Source organism: Nitrincola iocasae, assembly GCF_008727795.1.
Taxonomy (GTDB): domain Bacteria; phylum Pseudomonadota; class Gammaproteobacteria; order Pseudomonadales; family Balneatricaceae; genus Nitrincola; species Nitrincola iocasae.
On the sequence record NZ_CP044222.1, the window covers coordinates 584,263 to 607,332 of the forward strand.

The 23,070-nt window shown below is 49.4% G+C and carries 20 protein-coding genes and 2 tRNA genes; 18 read left to right on the forward strand and 4 right to left on the reverse strand.

The window, feature by feature from the left end; all coding sequences use genetic code 11:
• The 17 genes from glmM to pnp all read left to right on the forward strand — a co-directional run bounded on the left by glmM (position 1) and on the right by pnp (position 18,103).
• Positions 1-1,350, forward strand: coding sequence for a phosphoglucosamine mutase (gene glmM / locus F5I99_RS02755; protein ID WP_151053541.1), 1,350 nt, complete (start codon positions 1-3; stop codon positions 1,348-1,350).
• Positions 1,351-1,397: 47 nt separating this feature from the next.
• Complete coding sequence (gene tpiA / locus F5I99_RS02760) at positions 1,398-2,180, forward strand: triose-phosphate isomerase (protein ID WP_151053542.1); 783 nt, start codon at positions 1,398-1,400, stop codon at positions 2,178-2,180.
• Positions 2,181-2,184: 4 nt separating this feature from the next.
• Positions 2,185-2,556 (forward strand): preprotein translocase subunit SecG, encoded by a 372-nt coding sequence (gene secG / locus F5I99_RS02765; protein WP_151053543.1) that lies wholly within the window; start codon positions 2,185-2,187, stop codon positions 2,554-2,556.
• A 25-nt stretch (positions 2,557-2,581) separates the two neighbouring features.
• A tRNA-Leu gene (locus F5I99_RS02770) sits at positions 2,582-2,667 on the forward strand.
• 15 nt (positions 2,668-2,682) lie between these two features.
• Positions 2,683-2,759: transfer RNA gene (locus F5I99_RS02775), tRNA-Met, on the forward strand.
• Between the two features lie 333 nt (positions 2,760-3,092).
• Complete coding sequence (locus tag F5I99_RS02780) at positions 3,093-4,205, forward strand: ABC transporter ATP-binding protein (protein WP_151053544.1); 1,113 nt, start codon at positions 3,093-3,095, stop codon at positions 4,203-4,205.
• Between the two features lie 53 nt (positions 4,206-4,258).
• Positions 4,259-5,359, forward strand: a complete 1,101-nt coding sequence (locus F5I99_RS02785; RefSeq protein WP_151053545.1) for an extracellular solute-binding protein — start codon at positions 4,259-4,261, stop codon at positions 5,357-5,359.
• Positions 5,328-6,632, forward strand: coding sequence for an ABC transporter permease (locus tag F5I99_RS02790; RefSeq protein WP_225307521.1), 1,305 nt, complete (start codon positions 5,328-5,330; stop codon positions 6,630-6,632). The genes F5I99_RS02785 and F5I99_RS02790 overlap by 32 nt, the downstream gene beginning before the upstream one ends.
• Before the next feature lie 15 nt (positions 6,633-6,647).
• The gene (locus F5I99_RS02795) at positions 6,648-7,499 is read left to right on the forward strand and encodes an ABC transporter permease (RefSeq protein WP_151053546.1); all 852 of its coding nucleotides are present in this window, start codon (positions 6,648-6,650) and stop codon (positions 7,497-7,499) included.
• A gap of 233 nt (positions 7,500-7,732) precedes the next feature.
• On the forward strand, positions 7,733-9,109 hold the full coding sequence (locus F5I99_RS02800; protein WP_151053547.1) for a GGDEF domain-containing protein: 1,377 nt from the start codon (positions 7,733-7,735) through the stop codon (positions 9,107-9,109).
• A 392-nt stretch (positions 9,110-9,501) separates the two neighbouring features.
• Complete coding sequence (gene rimP, locus F5I99_RS02805) at positions 9,502-9,957, forward strand: ribosome maturation factor RimP (RefSeq protein WP_151053548.1); 456 nt, start codon at positions 9,502-9,504, stop codon at positions 9,955-9,957.
• Between the two features lie 30 nt (positions 9,958-9,987).
• Entirely contained in the window at positions 9,988-11,478 is a 1,491-nt protein-coding gene (gene nusA, locus F5I99_RS02810) for a transcription termination factor NusA (protein WP_151053549.1), read from the forward strand.
• Positions 11,479-11,505: 27 nt separating this feature from the next.
• Positions 11,506-14,058, forward strand: a complete 2,553-nt coding sequence (infB, locus tag F5I99_RS02815) for a translation initiation factor IF-2 (protein ID WP_151053550.1) — start codon at positions 11,506-11,508, stop codon at positions 14,056-14,058.
• Positions 14,059-14,067: 9 nt separating this feature from the next.
• The gene (gene rbfA, locus F5I99_RS02820; RefSeq protein ID WP_151053551.1) at positions 14,068-14,460 is read left to right on the forward strand and encodes a 30S ribosome-binding factor RbfA; all 393 of its coding nucleotides are present in this window, start codon (positions 14,068-14,070) and stop codon (positions 14,458-14,460) included.
• A gap of 6 nt (positions 14,461-14,466) precedes the next feature.
• Positions 14,467-15,429 (forward strand): tRNA pseudouridine(55) synthase TruB, encoded by a 963-nt coding sequence (truB, locus tag F5I99_RS02825; protein WP_151053552.1) that lies wholly within the window; start codon positions 14,467-14,469, stop codon positions 15,427-15,429.
• Between the two features lie 115 nt (positions 15,430-15,544).
• A complete protein-coding gene (gene rpsO, locus F5I99_RS02830; protein WP_151053553.1) occupies positions 15,545-15,814 on the forward strand; it encodes a 30S ribosomal protein S15 in 270 nt (89 codons plus the stop codon).
• A 180-nt stretch (positions 15,815-15,994) separates the two neighbouring features.
• A complete protein-coding gene (gene pnp, locus F5I99_RS02835; protein ID WP_151053554.1) occupies positions 15,995-18,103 on the forward strand; it encodes a polyribonucleotide nucleotidyltransferase in 2,109 nt (702 codons plus the stop codon).
• Positions 18,104-18,224: 121 nt separating this feature from the next.
• Here the strand turns inward: pnp and F5I99_RS02840 are convergent, their stop codons facing one another.
• From F5I99_RS02840 to rsuA, 3 genes are read right to left on the reverse strand one after another with little or no spacing between them, the layout of a single operon-like run.
• On the reverse strand, positions 18,225-18,881 hold the full coding sequence (locus tag F5I99_RS02840) for a YciC family protein (RefSeq protein WP_151053555.1): 657 nt from the start codon (positions 18,879-18,881) through the stop codon (positions 18,225-18,227).
• Positions 18,878-19,954: a methyltransferase gene (locus F5I99_RS02845; RefSeq protein WP_151053556.1), complete on the reverse strand. Its 1,077-nt coding sequence runs from the start codon at positions 19,952-19,954 to the stop codon at positions 18,878-18,880. The genes F5I99_RS02840 and F5I99_RS02845 overlap by 4 nt, the downstream gene beginning before the upstream one ends.
• Entirely contained in the window at positions 19,951-20,661 is a 711-nt protein-coding gene (gene rsuA, locus F5I99_RS02850) for a 16S rRNA pseudouridine(516) synthase RsuA (protein WP_151053557.1), read from the reverse strand. Before rsuA ends, F5I99_RS02845 begins: the two co-directional genes overlap by 4 nt.
• 134 nt (positions 20,662-20,795) lie before the next feature.
• Between rsuA and F5I99_RS02855 the strand changes: the two genes are divergently transcribed.
• The gene (locus tag F5I99_RS02855; RefSeq protein ID WP_151053558.1) at positions 20,796-21,632 is read left to right on the forward strand and encodes a 6-carboxytetrahydropterin synthase; all 837 of its coding nucleotides are present in this window, start codon (positions 20,796-20,798) and stop codon (positions 21,630-21,632) included.
• A gap of 143 nt (positions 21,633-21,775) precedes the next feature.
• Here the strand turns inward: F5I99_RS02855 and F5I99_RS02860 are convergent, their stop codons facing one another.
• Positions 21,776-22,957: an acetyl-CoA C-acetyltransferase gene (locus F5I99_RS02860; protein ID WP_151053559.1), complete on the reverse strand. Its 1,182-nt coding sequence runs from the start codon at positions 22,955-22,957 to the stop codon at positions 21,776-21,778.
• Positions 22,958-23,070 lie beyond the last annotated feature (113 nt).

Genomic DNA, 23,070 nt, shown 5'->3' on the forward strand with positions numbered 1-23,070 from the left:
TTGACACGTAAATATTTTGGAACTGATGGTATCCGGGGTGAAGTTGGCATTTTTCCGATAACGCCAGATTTTGTGCTTAAGCTGGGTTGGGCGGCTGGTTGTGTATTTGCCCGTGAAGGACATAGCAAAATTATAATCGGCAAGGATACGCGTATTTCCGGTTACATGTTTGAGTCAGCGCTTGAGGCAGGCTTGTCTGCAGCAGGCGTTGATGTGCTGCTGACGGGCCCTATGCCGACACCGGCTATCGCTTATTTAACCCGTACCTTCAGGGCTGATGCGGGCATTGTGATCAGTGCCTCACATAATCCGTACCAGGATAATGGTATCAAGTTTTTTTCTGCCAAGGGTACCAAGTTGCCCGACGAAGTTGAACTGGCCATCGAGGCTCAGATGGACTTGTCCATGACAACCGTTCCTTCAGGGCAGTTGGGTAAAGTTCGGCGGGTTGAAGATGCATCTGGACGCTATATTGAATACTGCAAGGGAACAGTAAATGGAAATTTAAAGCTTAAAGGGTTACGAGTTGTACTCGATTGTGCCAATGGTGCTACTTATCATGTGGCTCCCTGTGTATTTCAGGAGCTGGGTGCGGAGGTGATAGAAATCGCGTCGGCACCCGATGGATTGAATATTAATGAGGGCTCCGGTGCTACGGATGTTACTAGTCTTAGAAAAGTTGTTCAGGCTGAAGAGGCTGATCTGGGGATCGCCTTGGATGGTGATGGCGACCGGTTGATTATGGTGGATCATAATGGCACGGTCGTTGATGGTGATGAGCTACTGTATATCATTGCCAAGGCTATGCATGATCAGGGTATTCTGGCAGGTGGTGTGGTAGGTACCCTGATGTCAAATTTTGGCCTTGAGCAGGCATTTAAGCGTGAAAGAATTCCTTTTGTGCGAGCCAAGGTCGGTGACCGCTATGTTATGGAGCAGCTTCATTCCAGGGGTTGGGATCTGGGTGGCGAGAGTTCAGGGCATATCGTCTGCAAGCAAGTGAGCTCGACAGGAGATGGGATAGTGGCCGCCTTGCAGGTTCTCAAAGCTATGTCTGATGCAGGGGCTTCACTGGCTGAGTTGAAAAAAGGTGTGGTTAAGTTGCCTCAGAAGATGATTAATGTCGCCGTGCCGAAGGGGGTTGATCCACTTGGTGTGGCTGCTGTTCAAGCTGCTGTTGCTGAGGCCGAGGCTAAGCTGGGTGATACCGGGCGTGTGCTGTTACGTCCATCCGGAACGGAACCTTTGGTGAGGGTGATGGTGGAGGGAGAAAATTCGACCCTGGTAAAGGCCCTTTGTGGCTCGTTGGCAGAGGCGGTGGAAAAAGCGTTATCTAGTCTTGTATCCTGATTCCAACTCAGTTAAGATTTGCGCCTCTTTTATCAGGAGTGATATCAATGCGTAAAGCACTGGTAGCAGGAAACTGGAAAATGCACGGGCGAATTGAACAGAATAAACTTCTGCTTGATGGGCTTTTAACTCAGTTGTCCGGGCTTCCTGAAGCTGATATTGACGTGGTGATTTGTCCACCGCTGGTATATCTTGCGCAGATAGAGGCCCTGATTAAAGGCAGTAGTGTTGCCCTTGGCTCGCAGGATGTTTCCAGATTTTCCAGCGATGGCGCTCATACTGGTGAATCTTCTGCTGAAATGTTAGCTGATCTTGGCGTTCGTTATGTGATTGTTGGTCACTCTGAACGTCGAAGCGAACATGACGAGACTGATGATCAGGTAGCAACCAAGGTGGTTAATGCGTTAGCCCTTGAATTAACGCCGATTGTTTGTGTTGGAGAAACGCTTGAACAGCGTGAAGCTGATCAGGTTGCCGATGTGATCAGTAGGCAGCTTAAGGGTGCAATAAGTTCTCTGCGGCGATCTGAAGCAGAAAGGCTTGTAATTGCCTACGAGCCTGTCTGGGCAATTGGTACGGGTAAAACGGCAACGCCTGAGCAAGCTCAGGAAGTACATGCATTTATTCGACAGTATCTGACATCGGTATTCGATGAGGAGCTCTCGCAGGGCGTTACGCTCTTGTATGGTGGTAGTGTTAACTCTACCAATGCTGCGGTTTTGTTTGAGCAGGTTGATATAGATGGCGGCCTGATTGGCGGTGCGTCGTTAAAGTCTGATGAATTTACTGCTATTTGTCGCGCTGCGGCACTTAGCACAATAAATGGTTGATATAATGGAAACACTGGTTCTGATCGTTCACGTATTGCTGGCAGCGGCTATTATTGGCTTGGTGTTACTGCAGCAGGGCAAAGGCGCAGAAGCGGGTGCTTCCTTCGGTGCGGGAGCCTCCCAGACTGTGTTTGGCAGTACCGGCAATTCTGGATTTATGGTCAAGATTACAGCGCTGGTAGCAGCTGTTTTGTTTGCGACCAGTTTTGCGCTTGCCTACTTCGCTAAAGAGCGTGCCTCTAATGTGAACGATGCAGGTATTCCGTCAATGCAGGTTATTGAATCTGCAGCAGAGCGGGCTGAAGAGCTTCCTGCACTTGAAGTGCCGAGTTCATCTGGCGCAGCTTCTTCAAGTGATATTCCAACAGCCGAGTAAATCGGTCTGCTTGGGTAACGTTTTAGCCGACGTGGTGAAATTGGTAGACACGCCATCTTGAGGGGGTGGTGAGCTATGCTCGTGCCGGTTCGAGTCCGGCCGTCGGCACCATGTTTTACAGTTTGATGCGGGGTGGAGCAGTCTGGTAGCTCGTCGGGCTCATAACCCGAAGGTCATAGGTTCAAATCCTGTCCCCGCTACCATTTAAGAAACCAGTTGGTAGCAGCTGGTTTTTTTATACACATTTCTTATGCGCTACAGCTCCTAGAGCAAGTCATCATTCGTCATGTCGCCGTTTTAAATTATCCTTCCAATGAATTTTTTTCTTAGCCGTATTGCCACAAGCTGCGCGGCTTAGGGCATTGTAACCCTAGGAATTGGAGCTGTTTTTCCCAAAAAAAATGGTGTGCGGGTTTTACATCCTTATCTGAATCGGTTATACCTAATTCCAAGAAAAATAATTACAGGCCTTGTTGGGTGGCTGTTATCCCAGATAGGTCATCTGCCCCGCCTGATTGACGGGAGGATAATTTCCGATGGAAAAGCCGATTGGCGCTGATTCAGAAAAGAAAAAATCCTTCGTAGTTTTCGATAGTGTTCAGAAGACTTACGATGGTGAAACGCTGGTAGTTAAAAATTTTAACCTCGATATGGATCAGGGTGAATTTATCACGCTGTTAGGCCCATCTGGGTCGGGTAAAACCACCTGCTTGATGATGATGGCGGGTTTTGAGGTTCCTACGCATGGGCAAATTCTGCTGGATGGCACGCCCATCACGCGGCTGCCGCCACACAAGCGTGGTATAGGCATGGTGTTTCAGAACTATGCACTATTTCCCCACATGACTGTTGCGGAAAATCTCGCCTTTCCGCTACAAGTTCGCAATATTCCCAAATCTACCGTTGAAGAAAAAGTTAAACGTGCGCTAGCGATGGTTAAGCTGGAAAGCTTTGGTGATCGACGACCTGCTCAGCTCTCCGGTGGGCAGCAGCAGCGTGTTGCAGTGGCGCGTTCTCTGGTGTTTGAGCCAGCTTTGGTTTTGATGGATGAGCCTCTGGGTGCACTGGATAAAAACTTGCGAGAAGAGATGCAGTTTGAAATCAAATACCTGCATGAGGACCTGGGGATCAGTATGATCTACGTGACGCATGATCAAACAGAAGCCTTGACCATGTCTGATCGTATCGCTGTGTTTGATGATGGCATTGTGCAGCAACTGGCAACGCCAGAAGATTTGTATGAAAGTCCTGAAAATGCATTCGTCGCCAGCTTTATTGGTGAGAATAATGCGTTTGTTGGAGAAGTGCTGGAACTGACGGATGAGCAGGCAGATGTGCGTTTACCAACCGGTGAAGTCGTGCATTCGTTGCCTGTAAATGTTGCAGGCAAGGGTAAGCAGAGTACGCTGTCTCTGCGTCCTGAGCGCGTGTGTATTAATCCGGAACCTGGCTCTGTTCCCAATATCCTTGATGCTAAAGTCAGGGAAGTTATCTATATGGGTGATCATCTCAGAACCCGGTTTGAAGTGGCAGGTAACAACGAGTTTATCGTAAAAACACCAAATTCATCTGCTGTCCATCGTTATACGGCTGGCGATAAGATCACCGTAGGCTGGACCGTCAGTGATTGTCGCGCACTTGATGCGTAAATAATAACAACAGGCTTATTGCCCACTAATAAATCTGAATGCTGGAGTTACAAATGACTAGAACTTTTCGTAAATCCGCTCTGACAGCCGCTGTGATGCTATCAACAGCCACTGTTATTTCGACAGCCCATGCCCAAGAGGATCTTAATGTAGTGTCATGGGGTGGTGCTTATACCATGAGCCAGGAGGAGGCCTACTCTAAACCCTGGACAGAAAAAACCGGTCAGCGCATCGTTAATATCGACCGTTCTGCAACTGGCCTGGCAGGTCTGCGCGCGCAAGTTGAAGCTGGAAATGTCACCTGGGATTTGGTGGATATGCTTCCTGCTGATGCCAAAATAGCCTGTGCTGAAGGTCTGATTGAAATACTGGATCATGATGAGCTGCTGGCACCTGCGCCAGATGGTACGCTACCCAGTGAAGACTTTATTCCAGGTGCGCTAGACGAGTGCTTTGTAGCGACTATCGTTTACTCCAATATTGTTGCATTCAATACTGAAATGTTCCCGGAAGATAACAAGCCTTCAACCATCGCAGATGTGTTTGATCTGGAAAACTTCCCTGGTAAACGCTCGCTGCAACGTCGTCCGATCAATAACCTGGAATGGGCGTTGATTGCTGATGGTGTACCGCATGAAGAGGTTTATGATCTGCTGACAACTAATGAAGGGGTAGAGCGTGCTTTGGCCAAGCTGGATACCATCAAGGATGAAGTGATCTGGTGGTCTGAAGGGGCTCAGCCGCCACAGCTATTGGCTGACCAGGAAGTTGCATTCGCTTCTGCCTACAATGGCCGTATTTTCTCTGCACAGGTTAATGAAGAGCAGCCTTTCGAAATCATCTGGGATGCTCAGGTGTTTGAGCTGGATGGTTGGGTAGTGCCAAGAGGGAAAATGGATGCTGCCAAAGACTTCCTGCGTTTTTCTACTGAGTCAGAGCAGAATGCAGCGCAGGCCAGTTATATTTCCTATGGTCCAGCGCGTAAGAGTGGTGCAGCTTTAGTCGGCGATCATATTCCGACGGGTATAGATATGACTCCTCATATGCCAACTTATGAACCCAACTTCGCTACGGCTTTGCCGAAGAATGATGAATTCTGGGCTGACTATCAGGATGAGTTGAATGAGCGCTTCGATGCCTGGCTCGCACAGTAATCCATCCGGGAACGGTGACAACGGTGCTTCGGCACCGTTGGTCGCTGCCGATGGTCGTCCGCTTAAAACGAGCCTCAGGCGGGCGTTGTTCAAGAACAAGTTGCGCGCAATCCTATTAGTTGCGCCGTTAATGATATTTTTGCTGGTTGCTTTCATTTTACCTATTTTCAGCATGTTGACACGCAGTGTTGAAAGTAATGAAGTCGCCACTATCATGCCGACTACGTCCTCTGCTTTGCGGAGTTGGGACGGTGAAGGATTACCCGATGAATCCGTTTATGCGGCGCTAGCGCATGATCTTAAAGAGGGTCAGCGCAACCGAAATCTGGGGCGGGTTGCCAGTCGATTGAATTACGAATACTCCGGTATGCGTTCTACCATTACCGGCACAGCCAGGCGTATTACCAGGGTCGAGAACCCTGATTCCTGGAAAGACACGCTGATAGATGCACACCGTAATTGGGAAGAGACCAATGTGTGGCGCGTAATCAAACGTGAATCCAGTGGATATACCCTAAGCTATTATCTGGCAGCGATGGATATGCGTTATGACGCTGATGGCAGTATTGTTCGTCAGCCAGAGTCTCGGCGAGTCTATGTTGACTTGATGATCAAGACAATTTGGATGAGTCTGCTGATCACTTTCTTGTGCTTTCTGCTCGGTTATCCGGTTGCTTTTCTATTGGCCAGTTTGCCTATGCGGACATCCAGCTTGCTGATGATGCTGGTGCTTTTGCCTTTCTGGACATCGTTGTTGGTGCGAACGACTACCTGGATAGCGATATTACAGAGCCAGGGTATATTGAATAATATGCTGGTCTCAATGGGTATTATCGATGATCAATCGCGTTTGCAGATGATCTATAACGAGATAGGCACGATCGTTGCAATGACGCATATTCTGCTGCCATTCATGATCTTGCCGCTCTATTCAGTGATGAAGAGTATTTCGCCTTCATACATGCGCGCGGCGCGGTCGATGGGAGCAACTGGCTTCACAGCCTTCCGGCGGGTGTATTTTCCGCAGACCTTGCCTGGCATAGGTGCGGGTGCCATTCTGGTGTTTATTTTAGCGATAGGTTACTACATTACCCCCGCGCTTGTGGGTGGTGAGTCAGGTCGCTTTATCACTAACTTTATCGCTTATCACATGCAGGTTTCCCTCAACTGGGGGCTGGCGGCAGCGATTGCATCTTTGTTGTTGGGGCTGGTTATCGCCCTGTATCTGATCTACAACCGATTGGTCGGTTCAGATAATCTGAAGCTGGGATAAGGAGGAGCAAAACTTATGGCTGTACCTGCTTATGCAACGCCTTTTGAAAAGGCTTGGTATTACATCTTCAGAATTATCTGTGGTTTGATATTCTGTTTTTTGATTGGTCCATTGTTTGTGATAATTCCACTGAGTTTTAATGCTGAGCCTTACTTCTCTTTTACCCAGAAGATGCTCACATTGGATCCAGAGGGCTATTCATTGCGTTGGTATCAGGACTTCTTTACCTCAGAGGCCTGGTTGCATTCGATCAAGAACAGTATTCTCATTGCCATAGCCTCAACCATTCTGGCAACCGTATTGGGTACGATTGCGGCGCTGGGTTTATCCAGTCGCTTTATGCCCTATCGGTCGGTAGTGATGGCGGTGCTGATATCGCCAATGATCGTACCGGTGATAATTTCCGGTGCCGGTATGTTCTTCTTTTTCTCAGATGTAGGCTTGGCGCAAACCTACCTCGGGGTGATTTTGGCACATACGGCACTGGGTATCCCCTTTGTGGTGATTACGGTTACCGCCACCTTGACCGGTTTTGATCAAAGCCTGGTCCGGGCGGCAGCTTCGATGGGGGCAAACCCTACGACGACTTTTTTCAAAGTGATATTGCCCCTGGTGCTACCTGGGGTAATATCCGGCGCGTTGTTTGCTTTCGCAACCTCGTTTGATGAAGTTGTTGTGGTGTTGTTCATTTCCGGGCCGCAGCAATCCACCATGCCGATACAGATGTGGTCGGGTATCAGGGAATCTATCAGTCCAACTATTCTGGCCGTAGCTACGATTCTGGTACTCCTGTCGATAGCGATGCTGACAACGGTTGAGTTGTTGCGACGTCGTTCTGAAAGAATCAGAGGTATTTCGCCAGCTTGAGCCTAGATTGCCCGAACCTCCTGCGCAGAAGTGGCAAGAGGTTCGGTTCCTTCCTTTATATTAATATTTTTTTGATTGTCTTATCTGTGACTTACAAACATGGGTGTAAGTGAGCTGTGTTTTAATCTATACAGAAATCTTCAAATGGCAGATACTGTGTTATGTGCTTCTCAGAAATTCTAAATTGAATCTCGGAGATGTTAGCTCTGGTATAGGCTATTAACAGGTTATAAATGGAATTTTTTTCGCGCTCTCTAGTATTCGTGCTGCTCTATTACCTAATGTGGCATTTTGCCAGTCTGTTTGAAATAGCCCCTCATGTCAGTGCATTTTATCCTGCCGCTGGTGTCGTTTTATTGTTTGTATTTCATTATGGCGCGCGCTATATCCCTGTGGCCGCCTTGGCTATTATGCTGGGTGGTTTTCCCTATGATCAGTTCTGGGATTGGCAAATAGAAAATTTTGTCATGTCGATACGGCAGTTATTGGTTTACTCCGTTGCTGCACTAGTAGCTCGTCGTTTGACCGTTTTCTCATTGCCGGTTAAAACTATTCATGATGTCAGTGGGCTGATTTTAGTACTGACAGTCACTACACTGGCATCTTCTGCCATGGCAGTTGTTTCACTGAAATATTTTATGTCATTGCCGCCCGATGGAATGCCGTCGATATTTTTCAATTTCTGGATCGGCGATCTGGGTGGTGCTCTGATGTTTATGGCGGCCGCAACGTTATTTATTGATCTTTACGAAGGGCATCATGTCTATCGTGGTGATGTGTTTGAGCGGCGAGTGGCTTGGCCGTTAATGTTGCTGCTTTTAACCGCCTTAGTTGTTGTCGTATATTTTATGGTGATAGGTGTCGCGGATGTGGTCGGGCGCGTGGGTTATCTAATATTACTGCCAGTGGCCTGGGCGGCTACTGTCTATGGGATGCGCTTTGCGCTACTGACGTCTTTAGTAGTAAATCTATCGGCAGTAACGGCTTATATACTACTGGATCTGGATAATTACCCGGTAATGGATTTCCAGCTGTTATTTGTTGTAACTGTTATCATGTCAATGATTTTAGGTGCTTCATTAGAGGAGCGTGAACAGGCGCGTTTTGATGCAGCTCATGATCCTTTGACGCGGGTGATGAATCGACGAGCATTTTTTACTCAGGGCACCGCTTTGTTTGAACGCGCGCGCAGGCATGAGCGTGACTTAGCGCTGTTGATGGTTGATCTGGACTATTTCAAAACCGTCAATGATACCTGGGGCCATAAGTGTGGCGATCAAGTGCTGATGGCAGTGGCTGAATGCTGTCGTAATGCGTGTCGTCAGACAGATCTGCATGCTCGGTTAGGTGGCGAGGAATTTGTCTTGCTGTTGGATGATGCCGATACCAAACAGTCAGCTGTGGTCGCTGAACGCTTGCGTGGGTGTATTGAAAAGGTCATTGTGCCATTTACCAACCACACAATTACAGCGAGTATAGGTATTAGTCAGTTAACAGAGTCAACACTCTCACTGGAAGAGATGATGACTCAGGCGGATAAAGCTCTGTACGCGGCCAAGGCAGATGGACGAAATAATTTCAAATTATATGCTCAATTGACGGTGACTTGATTGTGATTCGATCTATATATTGTGACAAACCGCGTCAGTTGCTATAATAAATCAGTTTTTTACGAAGATGGCGCTCATTTCTGATATAACACAGTGCTGTGTAACTTCGTAGGCTGATGGTAAGTGCTGCTGTGGAATAGCGGTATCTATGGTCAGGTTTCAAACCATGAGCAGCGGTGTTATTGATACACAGCCCGTTCTGGATTAGGAAAAAGCCCCTCTATAGGGGCTTTTTCGTAGGTGAATCATGGCACTATGTCTTTCAGAAATGGGTCCGGTTGCGACCCATTTTTTGTTTGGCGTGGGTCAACTCGTAACAGCGCAGTCAATGCGATTTGTTACCGATAGTAGATGGGACGCCCCTGTCGCGGTGTCAGTAAGAGGTAAGTAGCGTGTCAGCTAAGATTAAGCAGCTGGAAAGTTTGATTAGACCTGCAATCAGTGCGCTGGGATTTGACCTGTGGGGGGTTGAATTTCGGTCAGCAGGAAAACAGAGCACTCTGAGAATTTATATAGATGGCCCGGAGGGTGTCACGGTGGATGACTGTGCCCGGGTTAGTCATCAGGTCAGTGGTATTCTTGACGTAGAAGATCCGATTGCAGAGCAATATCTGCTGGAAGTCTCCTCGCCAGGAATGGACAGGCCCCTATACACACTGGAGCAGTATCAGGCTCATTTGGGTCACCAGTTGGAAGTTCGTCTGCGAGTCCCTTTTGAAGGGCGTCGGCGCTTCAAAGGTGTACTGAATGGCGTTGAAGGTGATGAGATACTGCTAGTAGTGGATGATCATGAATACTTGTTGCCCCTTGATTTTATAGATCGGGCGCGACTGGTTCCGCAATTTTAAGCGTTTGTAAGGTTCAGGTGAGGCTGGGTAATGAATAAAGAGATTTTGCTGGTTGCTGAAGCAGTATCCAATGAAAAGGATGTGCCAAAGGCAGTTATATTTGAAGCGATTGAAGTGGCGCTGGCGACTGCAACCAAGAAACGTTACGACGAAGAAGCCGATATCCACGTGCAGATAGATCGCGCTACAGGTGATTATGATACCTTCCGTCGCTGGTTGGTTATGGATAATGAGGGCGTGCCTACATTGGGCACAGAACTGACGCTTCAGGAAGCGTTAGAACTTGATCCGGCACTGAAACCTGGCGATGTATACGAAGAGCAGGTCGAATCCGTTGCGTTTGGACGTATTGCTGCACAGACAGCCAAACAGGTCATCGTACAGAAAGTGCGTGAAGCTGAACGGGCTAAAGTGGTTGATCAATACCGTGATCGTCAAGGGGAATTGATTGCTGGCACCGTCAAAAAAGTGACACGTGACAATGTCATTATTGATCTGGGTAATAATGCTGAAGCCTTGTTGCCCCGTGAGCACCTGTTGCCGCGTGAAAGCTTTCGCATGGGTGATCGGGTACGTGCCGTGCTTGAAGAAGTACGCGCCGAAGGCCGTGGTCCACAATTGATTTTGAGCAGAACAGCACCTGCAATGTTGGTTGAGCTGTTCAGTCTTGAAGTGCCTGAAATTGCTGAAGAAGTGATTGAAATCAGAGCAGCTGCACGCGATCCTGGATCACGTGCCAAAATTGCGGTTAAAACCAATGATGGTCGTATCGATCCAGTCGGTGCCTGCGTAGGTATGCGTGGTTCACGTGTACAGGCGGTGACCAATGAGCTGGGTGGTGAACGTGTGGATATTGTCCTTTGGGATGATAATCCAGCGCAATTGGTCATCAATGCCATGGCGCCTGCAGAGGTTGCGTCTATCGTGATTGATGAAGATAGCCACTCTATGGATGTTGCTGTGGCAGAAGAGGCGCTGGCAATGGCAATCGGCCGTAATGGTCAGAATGTGCGTTTGGCCAGTGAAATGACTGGCTGGAAACTCAATGTGATGAGTGAAGCCGAGGCACAGGAAAAGCATCAGTCTGAAGTCGGCCGTGTGCTGGATCTGTTTATGGTACACCTGGATGTTGATGATGAGCTGGCGCAGATACTGGTCGAAGAAGGCTTTACTTCACTGGAAGAAGTGGCTTATGTGCCGGTTGATGAAATGCTTGAAATTGATGGTTTCGACGAAGAAATCGTTGAGTCGCTGCGAGCTAGAGCCAAAGATGCACTGCTCAATCTGGCGATCGCAAATGAAGAACAATTAGGGTCTACGGAACCTGCAGAAGATCTTTTGACCATGGAAGGCATGGATCGTGCGCTGGCTTATCAGCTAGCAGCGATTGGTGTCATTACTATGGAAGACCTGGCAGAGCAGTCCGTCGATGAATTAACAGAAATTGAGGGGCTGGATGAAGAACGGGCCGCTGCGCTGATAATGACTGCGCGCGCTCCATGGTTTTCAGAAAGTCAGTAACAGTCAACGGAGAAGAGGAACCCATTTATGGCAGAAGTAACCGTTAAACAACTTGCCGATGTGGTTGGTGTATCCGTTGAGCGTTTGCTCAATCAGATGCAGGATGCCGGAATCAAAGGTAAGTCAGAAACCTCAATGGTTTCTGAAACAGAGCGTCAGTCACTACTTACTCACCTGAAAAAATCACATGGTGATGAGGGTGCTGTGGCTGAACCCAGTCGAATTACGTTGAAACGCAAGACTACATCGCAGCTCAAAGTTGCCGGTGCTGCAGGCAAACGTAAAACAGTGAATGTTGAGGTACGTAAAAAACGTACTTATGTGAAGCGTGAAGGTTTGGACGAAGCCAGTAACAGTCCGGAAATTGAAGTTGCTGCTAATGAGGCTATAGCACAGCCAGATGTCGTTGCAGAAACGGGCGTCTCAGCTGAGCCGGTAGTGTCAAATGTTGAAGCGGTTGCTGAGGTGAAAGCCGCAGAGGCTGCGGATGCGAGTGTTGCTGATAAAGCAGAAGCAGCACCCGTGGCCCAGAAAGTGGCGGCGGCTACTACAGTGCCTGATATCGCGGTTGTGACTGAGCCGGTTGAAGAGAAAAAGGGGCCTGCTCGTACCAAAACCAAGGAAAATCGTCCTAAAGGTGGTGGCCGTCGCGATGAAGATGATTCTCCTCGTCGTGGTAAGCCGGCCGCAACCCGTAAGGGCCCTGGCCTGAATGAAGAAGGTCCGCGTGGAACACGCCGTCCGGGTAAAAGCCCGAAGCGTGCAATGGGACGCGGACGCGCCAGTGCAAACCAGCATGGTTTTGAAAAGCCGACTGCACCTGTAGTGCATGAAGTTAGTGTTCCTGAAAGCATCACTGTGGCAGATCTGGCTAAAAAAATGTCGATCAAGGCCGCTGAAGTCATCAAAGTGATGTTCAAGATGGGCGCTATGGCAACCATCAATCAGGTATTGGATCAGGACACCGCCGTGCTGGTGGTTGAGGAGATGGGCCACAAAGCCGTTCCTCTGCAGGAAAATGCCATTGAAGATGCTTTGCTTGAAGGCTTGCAACAGCACAAAGGAGAAGGCACTTCCCGTGCGCCAGTTGTTACGGTCATGGGTCATGTCGATCATGGTAAAACGTCATTGCTGGACTATATCCGTGAAGCCAAAGTGGCTGCGGGTGAATCGGGTGGTATTACCCAGCATATTGGTGCTTACCATGTTGAAACGGAAAACGGCATGGTGACTTTCCTGGACACTCCAGGACACGCCGCCTTTACCGCTATGCGTGCACGTGGTGCCAAACTGACGGATATCGTTATTCTGGTTGTTGCGGCTGATGATGGCGTGATGCCGCAGACGGAAGAAGCGGTTCAGCATTCCAAAGCGGCCGGTGTGCCGTTAGTTGTTGCTGTGAATAAAATTGATAAGCCCGAAGCTGATCCGGATCGCGTACGTAATGAGTTAGCGCAGCGCGATGTCATCTCTGAAGAGTGGGGCGGTGATGTGCAATTCGTGCATGTCTCAGCGAAAACTGGTGAAGGGATTGATGCGCTGCTGGATGCAGTGTTGCTACAGGCTGAAGTGCTTGAACTCAAGGCCGTTGCGGATATGCCCGCGTCAGGGGTAGTGGTTGAATCGCGTCTGGATAAAGGCCGTGGATCAGTATCTACCTTGTTGGTACAGAATGGTACGCTGCGCAAAGGTGATATCGTCCTGGCTGGTCTGCATTACGGTAAAGTTCGCGCCATGCTTGATGAAGCTGGACGTCCAGTAGAATCTGCTGGCCCGGCGATACCAGTTGAGATTTTGGGTCTTGATGGTACACCGGATGCCGGTGACGAGTTCACTGTGGTGTCTTCTGAGAAGAAAGCCCGTGAAGTGGCGATGTTCCGCCAGGGTAAATTCCGTGAAATTAAACTGGCCCGTCAGCAAAAATCCAAACTGGAAAATCTGTTTGAGAATATGCAAGCCGGTGAGGTTAAATCCCTGAACATTGTACTGAAAGCGGATGTTCGTGGTTCTCTGGAAGCGCTGACAAGCTCGCTGGAAGATCTGTCCACTGACGAAGTTAAAGTGAATATTGTTTCCAGTGGTATTGGCGGCTTCGGTGAGACTGATGCCAACCTGGCATTGGCTTCTTCTGCCATTATGATCGGCTTTAACGTACGTGCCGATAACCAGGCGAAAGCTATCGTTGAGCGTGAAGAGCTGGAACTGCGTTATTACAGCGTCATTTACGACATCATCAATGATGTTAAACAGGCGATGGTAGGGCTGTTGTCACCGGAATATCGTGAAGAAATTGTCGGTGTTGCAGAAGTGCGTGATGTGTTCCGTTCACCGAAGCTGGGTCAGATTGCCGGTTGTATGGTGACTGAGGGTACAGTGCACCGCAACAAGCGCATTCGTGTACTGCGTGACAACGTGGTCATTTACGAAGGTGAGCTGGAATCACTGCGTCGCTTTAAAGAAGTCGTGGCAGAAGTGCGTAATGGCATGGAGTGCGGCATCGGGGTGAAAAACTATAACGATGTTAAAGTCGGCGATCAGATCGAAGTCTTTGACACCATTGAAGTACAGCGCACGCTGTAATGGAGAGATATGGCTCGCGAGTTTAAACGAACCGATCGGGTAGCGGATCAGATCCAGCGGGATCTATCCATGCTGATTCAGCGTGAGATCAGGGATCCCCGCCTGGGTATGGTCACGGTCAGTTATGTCAAGGTCAGTAAAGACCTTGGCTATGCTGATACCTACGTTACCGTAATGCCGATAGGTGAGCAGGATGAAGAATCCGTGGTTCCTCAGTCTCTCGCTGTATTGAATAATGCGGCGGGTTTTTTGCGCAAGGAATTATCGCGTGGTATTAAGTTGCGCGTCATGCCACAGCTGCGTTTTCACTTTGATGAAAGCGTCGACCGCGGACGTCGTCTGCATAGCCTGATTGAACAGGCCTTTCAGCGGGAGCAAAAGCGCTCCGAGTCTGAGGAGTAAGGCGGCTTGGCGCGTAAACCTAAAGGTCGTGCGGTTGACGGGGTGTTCTTGCTGGATAAGCCCGCCGGGATGAGCTCGAATAAGGTATTGCAGAAAATCAAACACCTCTATGGTGCTGCCAAGGCTGGCCATACGGGTGCGTTGGATCCTCTGGCAACGGGGCTGCTGCCTATCTGTCTGGGAGAAGCGACCAAGTTTTCCCAGTACTTGCTGGATGCTGACAAAGCGTATCTGACTACCGCCAGATTAGGCGAAAAAACAGATACAGCCGATGCCGATGGTGAGGTGACAGAAACACGTCCCGTTCCTGATGATCTGACAGCCTCACAGGTTGAAGCCTTGTTGCAAGCACATTTTCAGGGTGAAATAGAGCAGGTACCACCGATCTATTCAGCGCTGAAAGTGCAAGGGCAGCCGATGTACAAGCTGGCCAGAAAAGGCATTCAGGTTGAGGTTAAGCCTCGCCAGGTGCGGATTGACAAAATCCGTTTGCTGGCGTTGCGTGATCAGGAGCTGGATCTTGAAATTCATTGCTCTAAAGGCACCTATATTCGTAGTATTGTGCAGGATCTTGGAGAGTTGCTTGGCTGTGGCGCACATGTTAGTCGACTGCGCCGCATTCGCACTGGGCAGTTTGATCAATCTCAAATGCTGTCTCTTGAGGCACTGGATGAGCAGATTAAAGCCTTACAGACGGATGATCCGCACTGCATACAAAATAGTCTGGATACGTTATTATTACCTCCTTGGAGCGCAATAGAATCCTTACCCGACTGTCACCTGACAGACGAGCAAGCAGTTGCGCTATTACAAGGGCGTACACTGGTTGATCTTGACTTGATACCTGCCTCTGAGTGGCGGGTATTTGAGCAGTCCAGTGGACGTTTTCTGGGTTTGGCAGAAACGGATTCAGAAGCGCGCCTGAAAGGTAAGCGTCTGGTTCGGACTGACACCCAATTGAATGATTAAACGGTTATAGCCATCGGGTTATAACTACTGACGCAGTACTGGAAATATGCCCGGCTCTGCGCGTCTATAAACCAGCAGCCTGTTGGCTGTGTGCATATTGTTAAAGGAGAAAAAAATGGCATTAGCAACAGAAAAGAAAGCCGAGATTGTCGCTGAATTCGGTCGTGGCACTGGCGATACCGGATCACCGGAAGTTCAGGTAGCCCTGCTGACAGCTAACATTACTGGCCTGCAGAGTCACTTCAAAGCGAACAAACAGGATCACCACTCACGTCGTGGTTTGATTCGCATGGTAAACCAGCGTCGTAAGCTGCTGGATTACCTGAAGCGCAAAGACGCTGATCGCTATCTTAAGCTGATCGCCCGTCTGGGTCTGCGTCGCTAAGCTAAGAGTTACCCGGGCCATACTTTGTATGGCCCTGTTTTTTTCAGCACTGTGAACATTGACAATCATCTAGCCCGTACTCAGCTGTACGTTGCATACAGCGTATAGCTGAGTACTGGCTCAAAGAATTGTATGATTGGTTTGCAGCACTGATACCTCAATACCTAATAGGAGAATATCGTGCAAGCGATTACCAAAACTTTTCAATTCGGTCAGCAGACCGTCACGCTTGAAACTGGACGCATTGCGCGCCAGGCCACCGGTGCCGTTATGGTTACTGTGGATGAAAAAACCCAGGTTCTGTGTACCGTTGTCGGTATGAAAGAGGCCAAACCTGGTCAGTCTTTTTTCCCGCTTACTGTGCACTATCAGGAAAAATACTATGCGGTTGGCCGCATTCCTGGAGGGTTCTTCAAGCGTGAAGCCCGTCCTACCGAGAAAGAAACGCTGACCTCTCGTCTGATTGACCGTCCAATTCGTCCGCTGTTTCCGAAAGGCTTCATGAATGAAGTCATGGTGATTTGTCAGGTTGTTTCGTCTGATAAAGGCACGGATCCAGATGTGGCGGCGATGATTGGTACCTCAGCGGCCCTGGCTATTTCAGGTATTCCTTTCCAGGGTCCGATTGGCGCCGCGCGTGTCGGCTTTAACGAAGAGCAGGGCTATCTTCTTAACCCGAACTACGCCACGCTAGCTACCTCTGAGCTGGATATGATGGTTGCCGGTACCGCTGATGCGGTACTGATGGTTGAATCTGAAGCCAAAGAGTTGACTGAAGATGAAATGCTGGGTGCTGTGTTGTATGCGCACCAGGAGATGCAGGTCGTTATTCAGGCGATCAATGAATTTGCCGCTGTTGCTGCTAAGCCTACCTGGGATTGGCAGCCAGTGGCTAAAGATGAGTCTTTGACTGCACAGGTAGAGCAGCTGTTGGGCTCTCGCTTGAGTGATGCTTACCAGGTGGCTGATAAAGCTCAGCGCCAGGACGCTGTACGTGCGCTGCGTGATGAAGTGGTTACTGCACTTGTAACCGGCGCCGATGACGCTCCGTCTGATGAAGATGTTAAAAAAGTCTTCGGTAGCATCGAAAAAGACACTGTCCGTGGTCGTATTCTGGATGGTCAGCCGCGTATTGATGGTCGTGATACCAAAACCGTACGCCCGATTGATGTTGAAATCGATGTACTGAAAAGCGTGCATGGCTCTTCACTGTTCACCCGTGGTGAAACCCAGGCGATCGTCACCTGTACCCTGGGTACCGCGCGTGACATGCAGATTATCGACGCCATTGAAGGTGAGCGCAAAGACAACTTTATGTTGCAATACAATTTCCCAGGCTACTCAGTAGGCGAAACCTCGCGCATGATGGGCCCAGGTCGTCGTGAAATCGGCCATGGTCGTCTGGCGCGTCGTGGTGTGCAGGCAATGCTGCCGACACTGGAAGAATTCCCTTACACCATTCGTGTGGTTTCCGAGATTACTGAATCCAACGGTTCCAGCTCTATGGCTTCTGTCTGTGGCGCTTCGCTGGCACTGATGGATGCCGGTGTGCCTCTGAAAGCACCTGTTGCCGGTATTGCCATGGGTCTGGTTAAAGAAGGCGATCGTTTTGCCATTCTGACCGATATTCTCGGTGATGAAGATCACCTGGGTGATATGGACTTTAAAGTAGCTGGTACTGAAAGTGGTGTTACGGCACTGCAGATGGATATCAAGATCACCGGTATTACCGAAGAAATCATGGAGATCGCTCTGGGTCAGGCCATGGATGCGCGCAAGCATATCCTGCGTGAAATGGCGAAAGTGATAGGCTACAGCCGTCCAGAACTGCCTGATAATGCACCAGCGATGACGCAGCTGAAAGTTAATCCAGAGAAAATCCGTGACGTGATCGGTAAAGGTGGTGCGACCATCCGTGCACTGACTGAAGAAACTGGCGCCTCCATCGATATCGAAGATGATGGCACTGTGCGTGTCTATGCTGACAACAAAGAAAATGCCAAAGCAGCTGTAGAGCGTATTCTGGCGATCACCGCTGAAGCCGAAGTTGGCAAAATCTACGAAGGTAAAGTTGTGCGTATCGAAGAGTTCGGTGCCTTTGTAAATATTCTGCCAGGTAAAGATGGTCTGGTGCATATTTCACAGATCGCCAACGAGCGCGTCAAAGCCGTTACTGATTATATCAAAATGGATGATGTGATTAAGGTTAAAGTACTGGATGTAGATGTTCGTGGACGTATCAAACTGTCCATGAAAGATATGGATGAAGATGAGTCTGTCAGCGCTTAAGCGCCGGCGACTATAATAAAAAAACCCGGGCAGCTAAGCTGCCCGGGTTTTTTTATGTACAGGATGTACGGTATGCCACGAGCGCATGGATGCGCAGGAGTGGCGCAGTCTATTGCTCTCCCTATTGCTCTTCTCGCATCACACTGAACACGCGAAAGCCAAATACAGTCAGCATGACCCCACCGAAGTCCACCAGTAAAGACAGCAGAGTGCCTGGAAGCGTTGATCCGAATAACTGCTGAATCAGCATCTGGAGCAGGAACAAGCAGAGGAAAATAATCACGAAGCCCTGCACCAGCATCCAAAAGTAGGGCTGCGTTTGTGACCAGCTTTGCTTCAGTGACTGAGTGGCACTTTTACCTTCGAGTACACAGACATAATCGGCAAAGGCCAGACGCACACCGACATAAACACCAGGAATGATCAGCATAATTAAGCCTAGTAACACGGCAAAGCCATTGAGTATGTAAGTCAGAAGTAAACGCCCCCAGCTAGTCATGCCCAGGCTGATGGCGCTCATGACGGTCAGGGGTTTGCCATCCAGAACCGACTGCATGTAGAAAATCGTGGCACCCCAGTAGAGTGGCAGCAGACATAGTTGCAGCAAGCCGAGTAACAAAAAGCTACCACTTGCAACGTCTTCACCGCTGGTTAGATCGCCCTGCAGAAAAAAACTCAACAGGCCAATCAGGGCCAAAAAAGGCAATTGAATGGCAGCCAGAGTCAGTAGATGTTGTCTGAAAAAGAAAAGCGACTGGCGAAGGTATTCGAACGTCATGACAAGTTCCTGTAGTGTCTGGGTTGACTCAAATGTATGAGCTTAAAATGTCCATTATCAGCCTGCAGGTGGATTTTACCAAAGTGTGAGGCCGCTTTGTGCTCCAGGGCAATATGTTTGTTGACCACAAAGAAGGCATGGCCTTCAGCTGATAGCAGGCGTGCCGCAGCGGCAACGAAGCGACTGGTTAAATCACTGTTGGTGGCAAAGCCGGAGTGAAACGGCGGGTTGCACAGGATCGTGTCAAATGGACCCTGCAGGGTATCGCCAGCATCGCTGGCAATGACGTCGGCCCTTAGGCCTTGCATATCGATATTGGCCTGGCAGGCCCGCAGAGCGGCAGCATTATTATCTGTGCAGGTGAGTAGTGTCTTCGTGCTGGCACTGCGTAGACTGAGATAGCCAAAGCCGCAACCCAAGTCCAATACACGACCGGAAAGTGGCAGTGGCTGATCAAGCAGTACCACTAACTCATCACACAGGAACGCGCTGCCTTGATCCACTTTTTGCCAGCCGTACAGACCGGGTTTGCTGATAAAACTGAAGCCAGTTCTATCGCTGAGCTGTCGCAACTGGGTGTACTGCTGATCATCCAGTTCAGGCGTGTTTGCCTGTGCATCATGGGTAATGCTGGTGAACCACAGGCCCGCATTGATTTTAGTTTCATTTAACTGGCCGCCCAGTCGTTCCCTGGCGCGTTTGCCGTAGCTGCGAATGCCTTCTGATTTATCCCCAATCAGTACTAACTCACCTTGATCATCCAGCAACTTAGCGGCCTGGTTGATTAAATAGTGAGCTAGCGGCTTTTCCTTGGGAATACGTAGTAATATTCGCGTAAGACTGCGAGGAGTAATGTGACTCGTGTCAAAATCACTAAAGCGACTGTGCCAGCCTGCCTGTTGCAGCTGCTGGAATAGATCAAATCGGTTAGTGATAACCTGAATCTGTGTCTGTGCGGCGGGCAGTGGCAGGCTGATATTTTCATCCACAAACCACAGACTGTTTTCAGGCGAGTTTTGCAGTGTCCTGAACATGAGTGAAGACGCTGGATCTACGTGCGCTCGGTTAGTCACGTTGGTGTGGCTCCCGCATAGACAGAATCGATTTCAGCCTGGGTTAAATCCCGGTATTCTCCAGGTGCCAGAGCGTCATCCAGTGTAATTTCACCTATCTGCTCTCGGTGCAATGCGACAACCCGATTATCAAGTGCTGCAAACATACGCTTAACCTGATGATAGCGCCCTTCTGTTAGCGTGATCAGTACTTCCGTATCGCTGATACGCTCAAGCTGGGCTGGTTTAGTACGTTGTTTTTCGCTCTTGAGCATTATTCCACGCTGCAACAGCATTTCGGCGTTAGCTTCCAGGGGCTCGGCAAGCCAGGTGCGGTAACGTTTTGGCAGTTTGTGTTTGGGAGACGTGATGCGGTGTGTCCACTGGCCATCATCGGTGAGCAGCAGTAGTCCGCTAGTGTCCAGATCCAGACGCCCGGCAATGAGTAATTTCTCTGCTGCAGGTAAATCTATTAATGTGAGGGCAGTGGCATGGACGGGATCATCATTAGAGCAGATATAGCCAACAGGTTTATGCAGCATTAAAAAACGCGGGCGGGGCTCTGAGAGTAACTGCCCATCCAGTACCACCTGATCATCTGAATTGATATGACGACCACTGTCACGCTCGAGTTGATCGTTGACCAGTACCCAGCCTGCATGTAGTTGCTTTTTAACCTCTTTTCGCGACATGCCGGTGGCTTGTGCCAAGTATTTATCCAGACGCATAACAGCTAACTCTTGCTAAAAGCGCCATTATAGCGCAAGCCGGGGCTGAGGTATTCCTTACAGTTTGTATCATGAAAACCCGGTGGCTTTAGGCTAAAATACAGATCTTACTAAAGCAATGCAGAGAGGCGTGTGTGAAGCTATTTGTCGATAACCTGACCCATGTAGATTTTTCCTACCTGCACCCGCAGCGGGGCTTGATGGGCGAATCCTGGGAAGTGCAACTGGTCCTGGAGGGCAAGTTGGATGAGCAGGGGATGATCTGTGATTTTGGTGTGGTAAAAAAACGCATCAAAACCTGGCTGGATACGCATGTCGACCATATGTTGGTGGTTGCTACTGGAATGAGTAGACTAAGTTGGCAGCAGTCGACAGGAGAAACACAAGTCGACTGGACCTATCCCACTGGAGAGCGTTTTGTTTGCAAGGCGCCGGATCAGGCGATTGCACTGATTCCTGTGATGGAAATACAGCAGCAAGCGGTCGCTAAATGGTGTGAAACGCAACTATTGGCGCTGTTCCCTGAGCAGGTTGAGTCTTTGGAGTTGCGCTTCGTGGCCGAAGCCATAGAAGGCGCTTTTTATCACTACAGTCATGGCTTGCAGCAGCATCGAGGTAATTGTCAGCGCATTGCTCATGGTCATCGTTCGCGGATGCAGGTCCGTGTTGATCAGAAACGTCGCCAGGATCTTGAGTTGTATTGGTCACAACAGTTTGAAGATATCTATTTAGGTACCCAAGCGCACTTGCTTAGCAGTGAAGATAATCATGCTCTGTTTGTCTATGAAGCACCACAGGGGCGATTTGAGCTATTACTGCCGATGCGTTGTTGTTACATGATGGAAACAGAAACGACGGTAGAGCAGATAGCTGATCATCTGGCTCAGGCGATTAAGTCAGAATATCCGGATTCGACGATTGAAGTGCGGGCTTATGAAGGGGTAGGTAAGGGCGCTATTGCTACAAAATAGCCTATGACCTCGCGGCATATAGCACCATGGACGACGCGTATGCAGTGTCCGTACATCCTGTACATAAAAGCCAGATCCGCTTGCATGGATCTGGCTTAATACTATCAGTAGCTAGGCGTTTGCTAGCTCAAGTGTTACTGGACTCAGTCGCGCTCAATTGCCAGCGCCGTACCCATACCACCACCGATGCAAAGTGTTGCCAGGGCTTTCTTGGCATCACGTTTGTTCATTTCGTGTACTAGCGACACGAAAATGCGGCAGCCGGACGCTCCAATAGGATGGCCTAAGGCAATGGCGCCACCGTTAACATTGACGATGTTGGTGTCCCAGCCCAGGTCTTTGTTCACCGACATGGCTTGTGCGGCAAAAGCTTCATTGGCTTCAACCAGCTCCAGATCGCTGACATTCCAGCCGGCCTTTTCCAGTGCTTTTTGAGTGGCGCAGATAGGGCCGGTACCCATAATAGCTGGATCCACACCAGCAGATGCATAGGCCTTGATACGAGCCAGAGGTTTCAGGCCCAGTTCAGCGGCTTTTTCAGCAGAGCAGACAATTACAGCGGCAGCACCATCGTTAATGGTTGAGCTGTTGCCCGCCGTTACTGTGCCATCTTTCTTGAAAGCTGGGCGCAGCTTGGCTAGTGCATCTGGCGTACAGCCGAAACGAGGCTGTTCGTCGGTATCAAAAACAACCGGGTCGCCTTTACGTTGCGGGATGGTGACGGGAATAATCTCATCTTTAAAGCGCCCGGAGGTGACAGCGGCTTCAGCTTTATTTTGAGAGGCGCTGGCAAATGCATCTTGCTCTTCACGGGTAAAACCGTACTTATCGACGATATTTTCGGTGGTAATGCCCATATGGTAATTGTTGAACGCATCCCACAAGCCATCGGTAATCATGGAATCAATCATCTTCCAGTCACCCATACGGGCGCCGTTGCGGGAGTTAGGCAGAAGGTGTGGAGACGAGGACATGTTCTCCTGTCCACCTGCAACGATCATATCGGCATCACCACAGCGTATGGCTTGTACCGCCATCTGGATCGCCTTGAGGCCGGAACCGCAAACCTTATTAATAGTGATTGCAGGGACTTCCTGAGGGATGCCTGCATGAATCAGCGCCTGGCGGGCTGGGTTTTGTCCACAACCTGCCGTAAGGACTTGCCCCATGATGACTTCATCGATGTTGGCAGCGTCTATAGCATGTTTTTCTAGTAAACCTTTGATGACGGTTGCACCTAATATAGCAGCAGGCTGGGACGCTAAGGCGCCATTAAATGTACCTACCGCTGTACGACCAGCAGCAACGATAACAACTTCACGCATAGGTATTCCTCATTGTTGTGACTTTGATGACATACTGTACCGATGATACGCCAGTAATGATGAATAGGGTATGACATCGGGGGACAAGCGCGGCTGAGCCGCATTCACGCAAG

Bases quoted from the DNA above. Each gene is read 5' to 3' on its own strand.
- tpiA (WP_151053542.1), top strand. From the start codon at position 1,398: ATGCGTAAAGCACTGGTAGCAGGAAACTGGAAAATGCACGGGCGAATT.
- secG (WP_151053543.1), top strand. From the start codon at position 2,185: ATGGAAACACTGGTTCTGATCGTTCACGTATTGCTGGCAGCGGCTATT.
- F5I99_RS02780 (WP_151053544.1), top strand. From the start codon at position 3,093: ATGGAAAAGCCGATTGGCGCTGATTCAGAAAAGAAAAAATCCTTCGTA.
- F5I99_RS02785 (WP_151053545.1), top strand. From the start codon at position 4,259: ATGACTAGAACTTTTCGTAAATCCGCTCTGACAGCCGCTGTGATGCTA.
- F5I99_RS02790 (WP_225307521.1), top strand. From the start codon at position 5,328: ATGAGCGCTTCGATGCCTGGCTCGCACAGTAATCCATCCGGGAACGGT.
- F5I99_RS02795 (WP_151053546.1), top strand. From the start codon at position 6,648: ATGGCTGTACCTGCTTATGCAACGCCTTTTGAAAAGGCTTGGTATTAC.
- F5I99_RS02800 (WP_151053547.1), top strand. From the start codon at position 7,733: ATGGAATTTTTTTCGCGCTCTCTAGTATTCGTGCTGCTCTATTACCTA.
- nusA (WP_151053549.1), top strand. From the start codon at position 9,988: ATGAATAAAGAGATTTTGCTGGTTGCTGAAGCAGTATCCAATGAAAAG.
- infB (WP_151053550.1), top strand. From the start codon at position 11,506: ATGGCAGAAGTAACCGTTAAACAACTTGCCGATGTGGTTGGTGTATCC.
- rbfA (WP_151053551.1), top strand. From the start codon at position 14,068: ATGGCTCGCGAGTTTAAACGAACCGATCGGGTAGCGGATCAGATCCAG.
- rpsO (WP_151053553.1), top strand. From the start codon at position 15,545: ATGGCATTAGCAACAGAAAAGAAAGCCGAGATTGTCGCTGAATTCGGT.
- F5I99_RS02840 (WP_151053555.1), bottom strand. From the start codon at position 18,881: ATGACGTTCGAATACCTTCGCCAGTCGCTTTTCTTTTTCAGACAACAT.
- rsuA (WP_151053557.1), bottom strand. From the start codon at position 20,661: ATGCGTCTGGATAAATACTTGGCACAAGCCACCGGCATGTCGCGAAAA.
- F5I99_RS02860 (WP_151053559.1), bottom strand. From the start codon at position 22,957: ATGCGTGAAGTTGTTATCGTTGCTGCTGGTCGTACAGCGGTAGGTACA.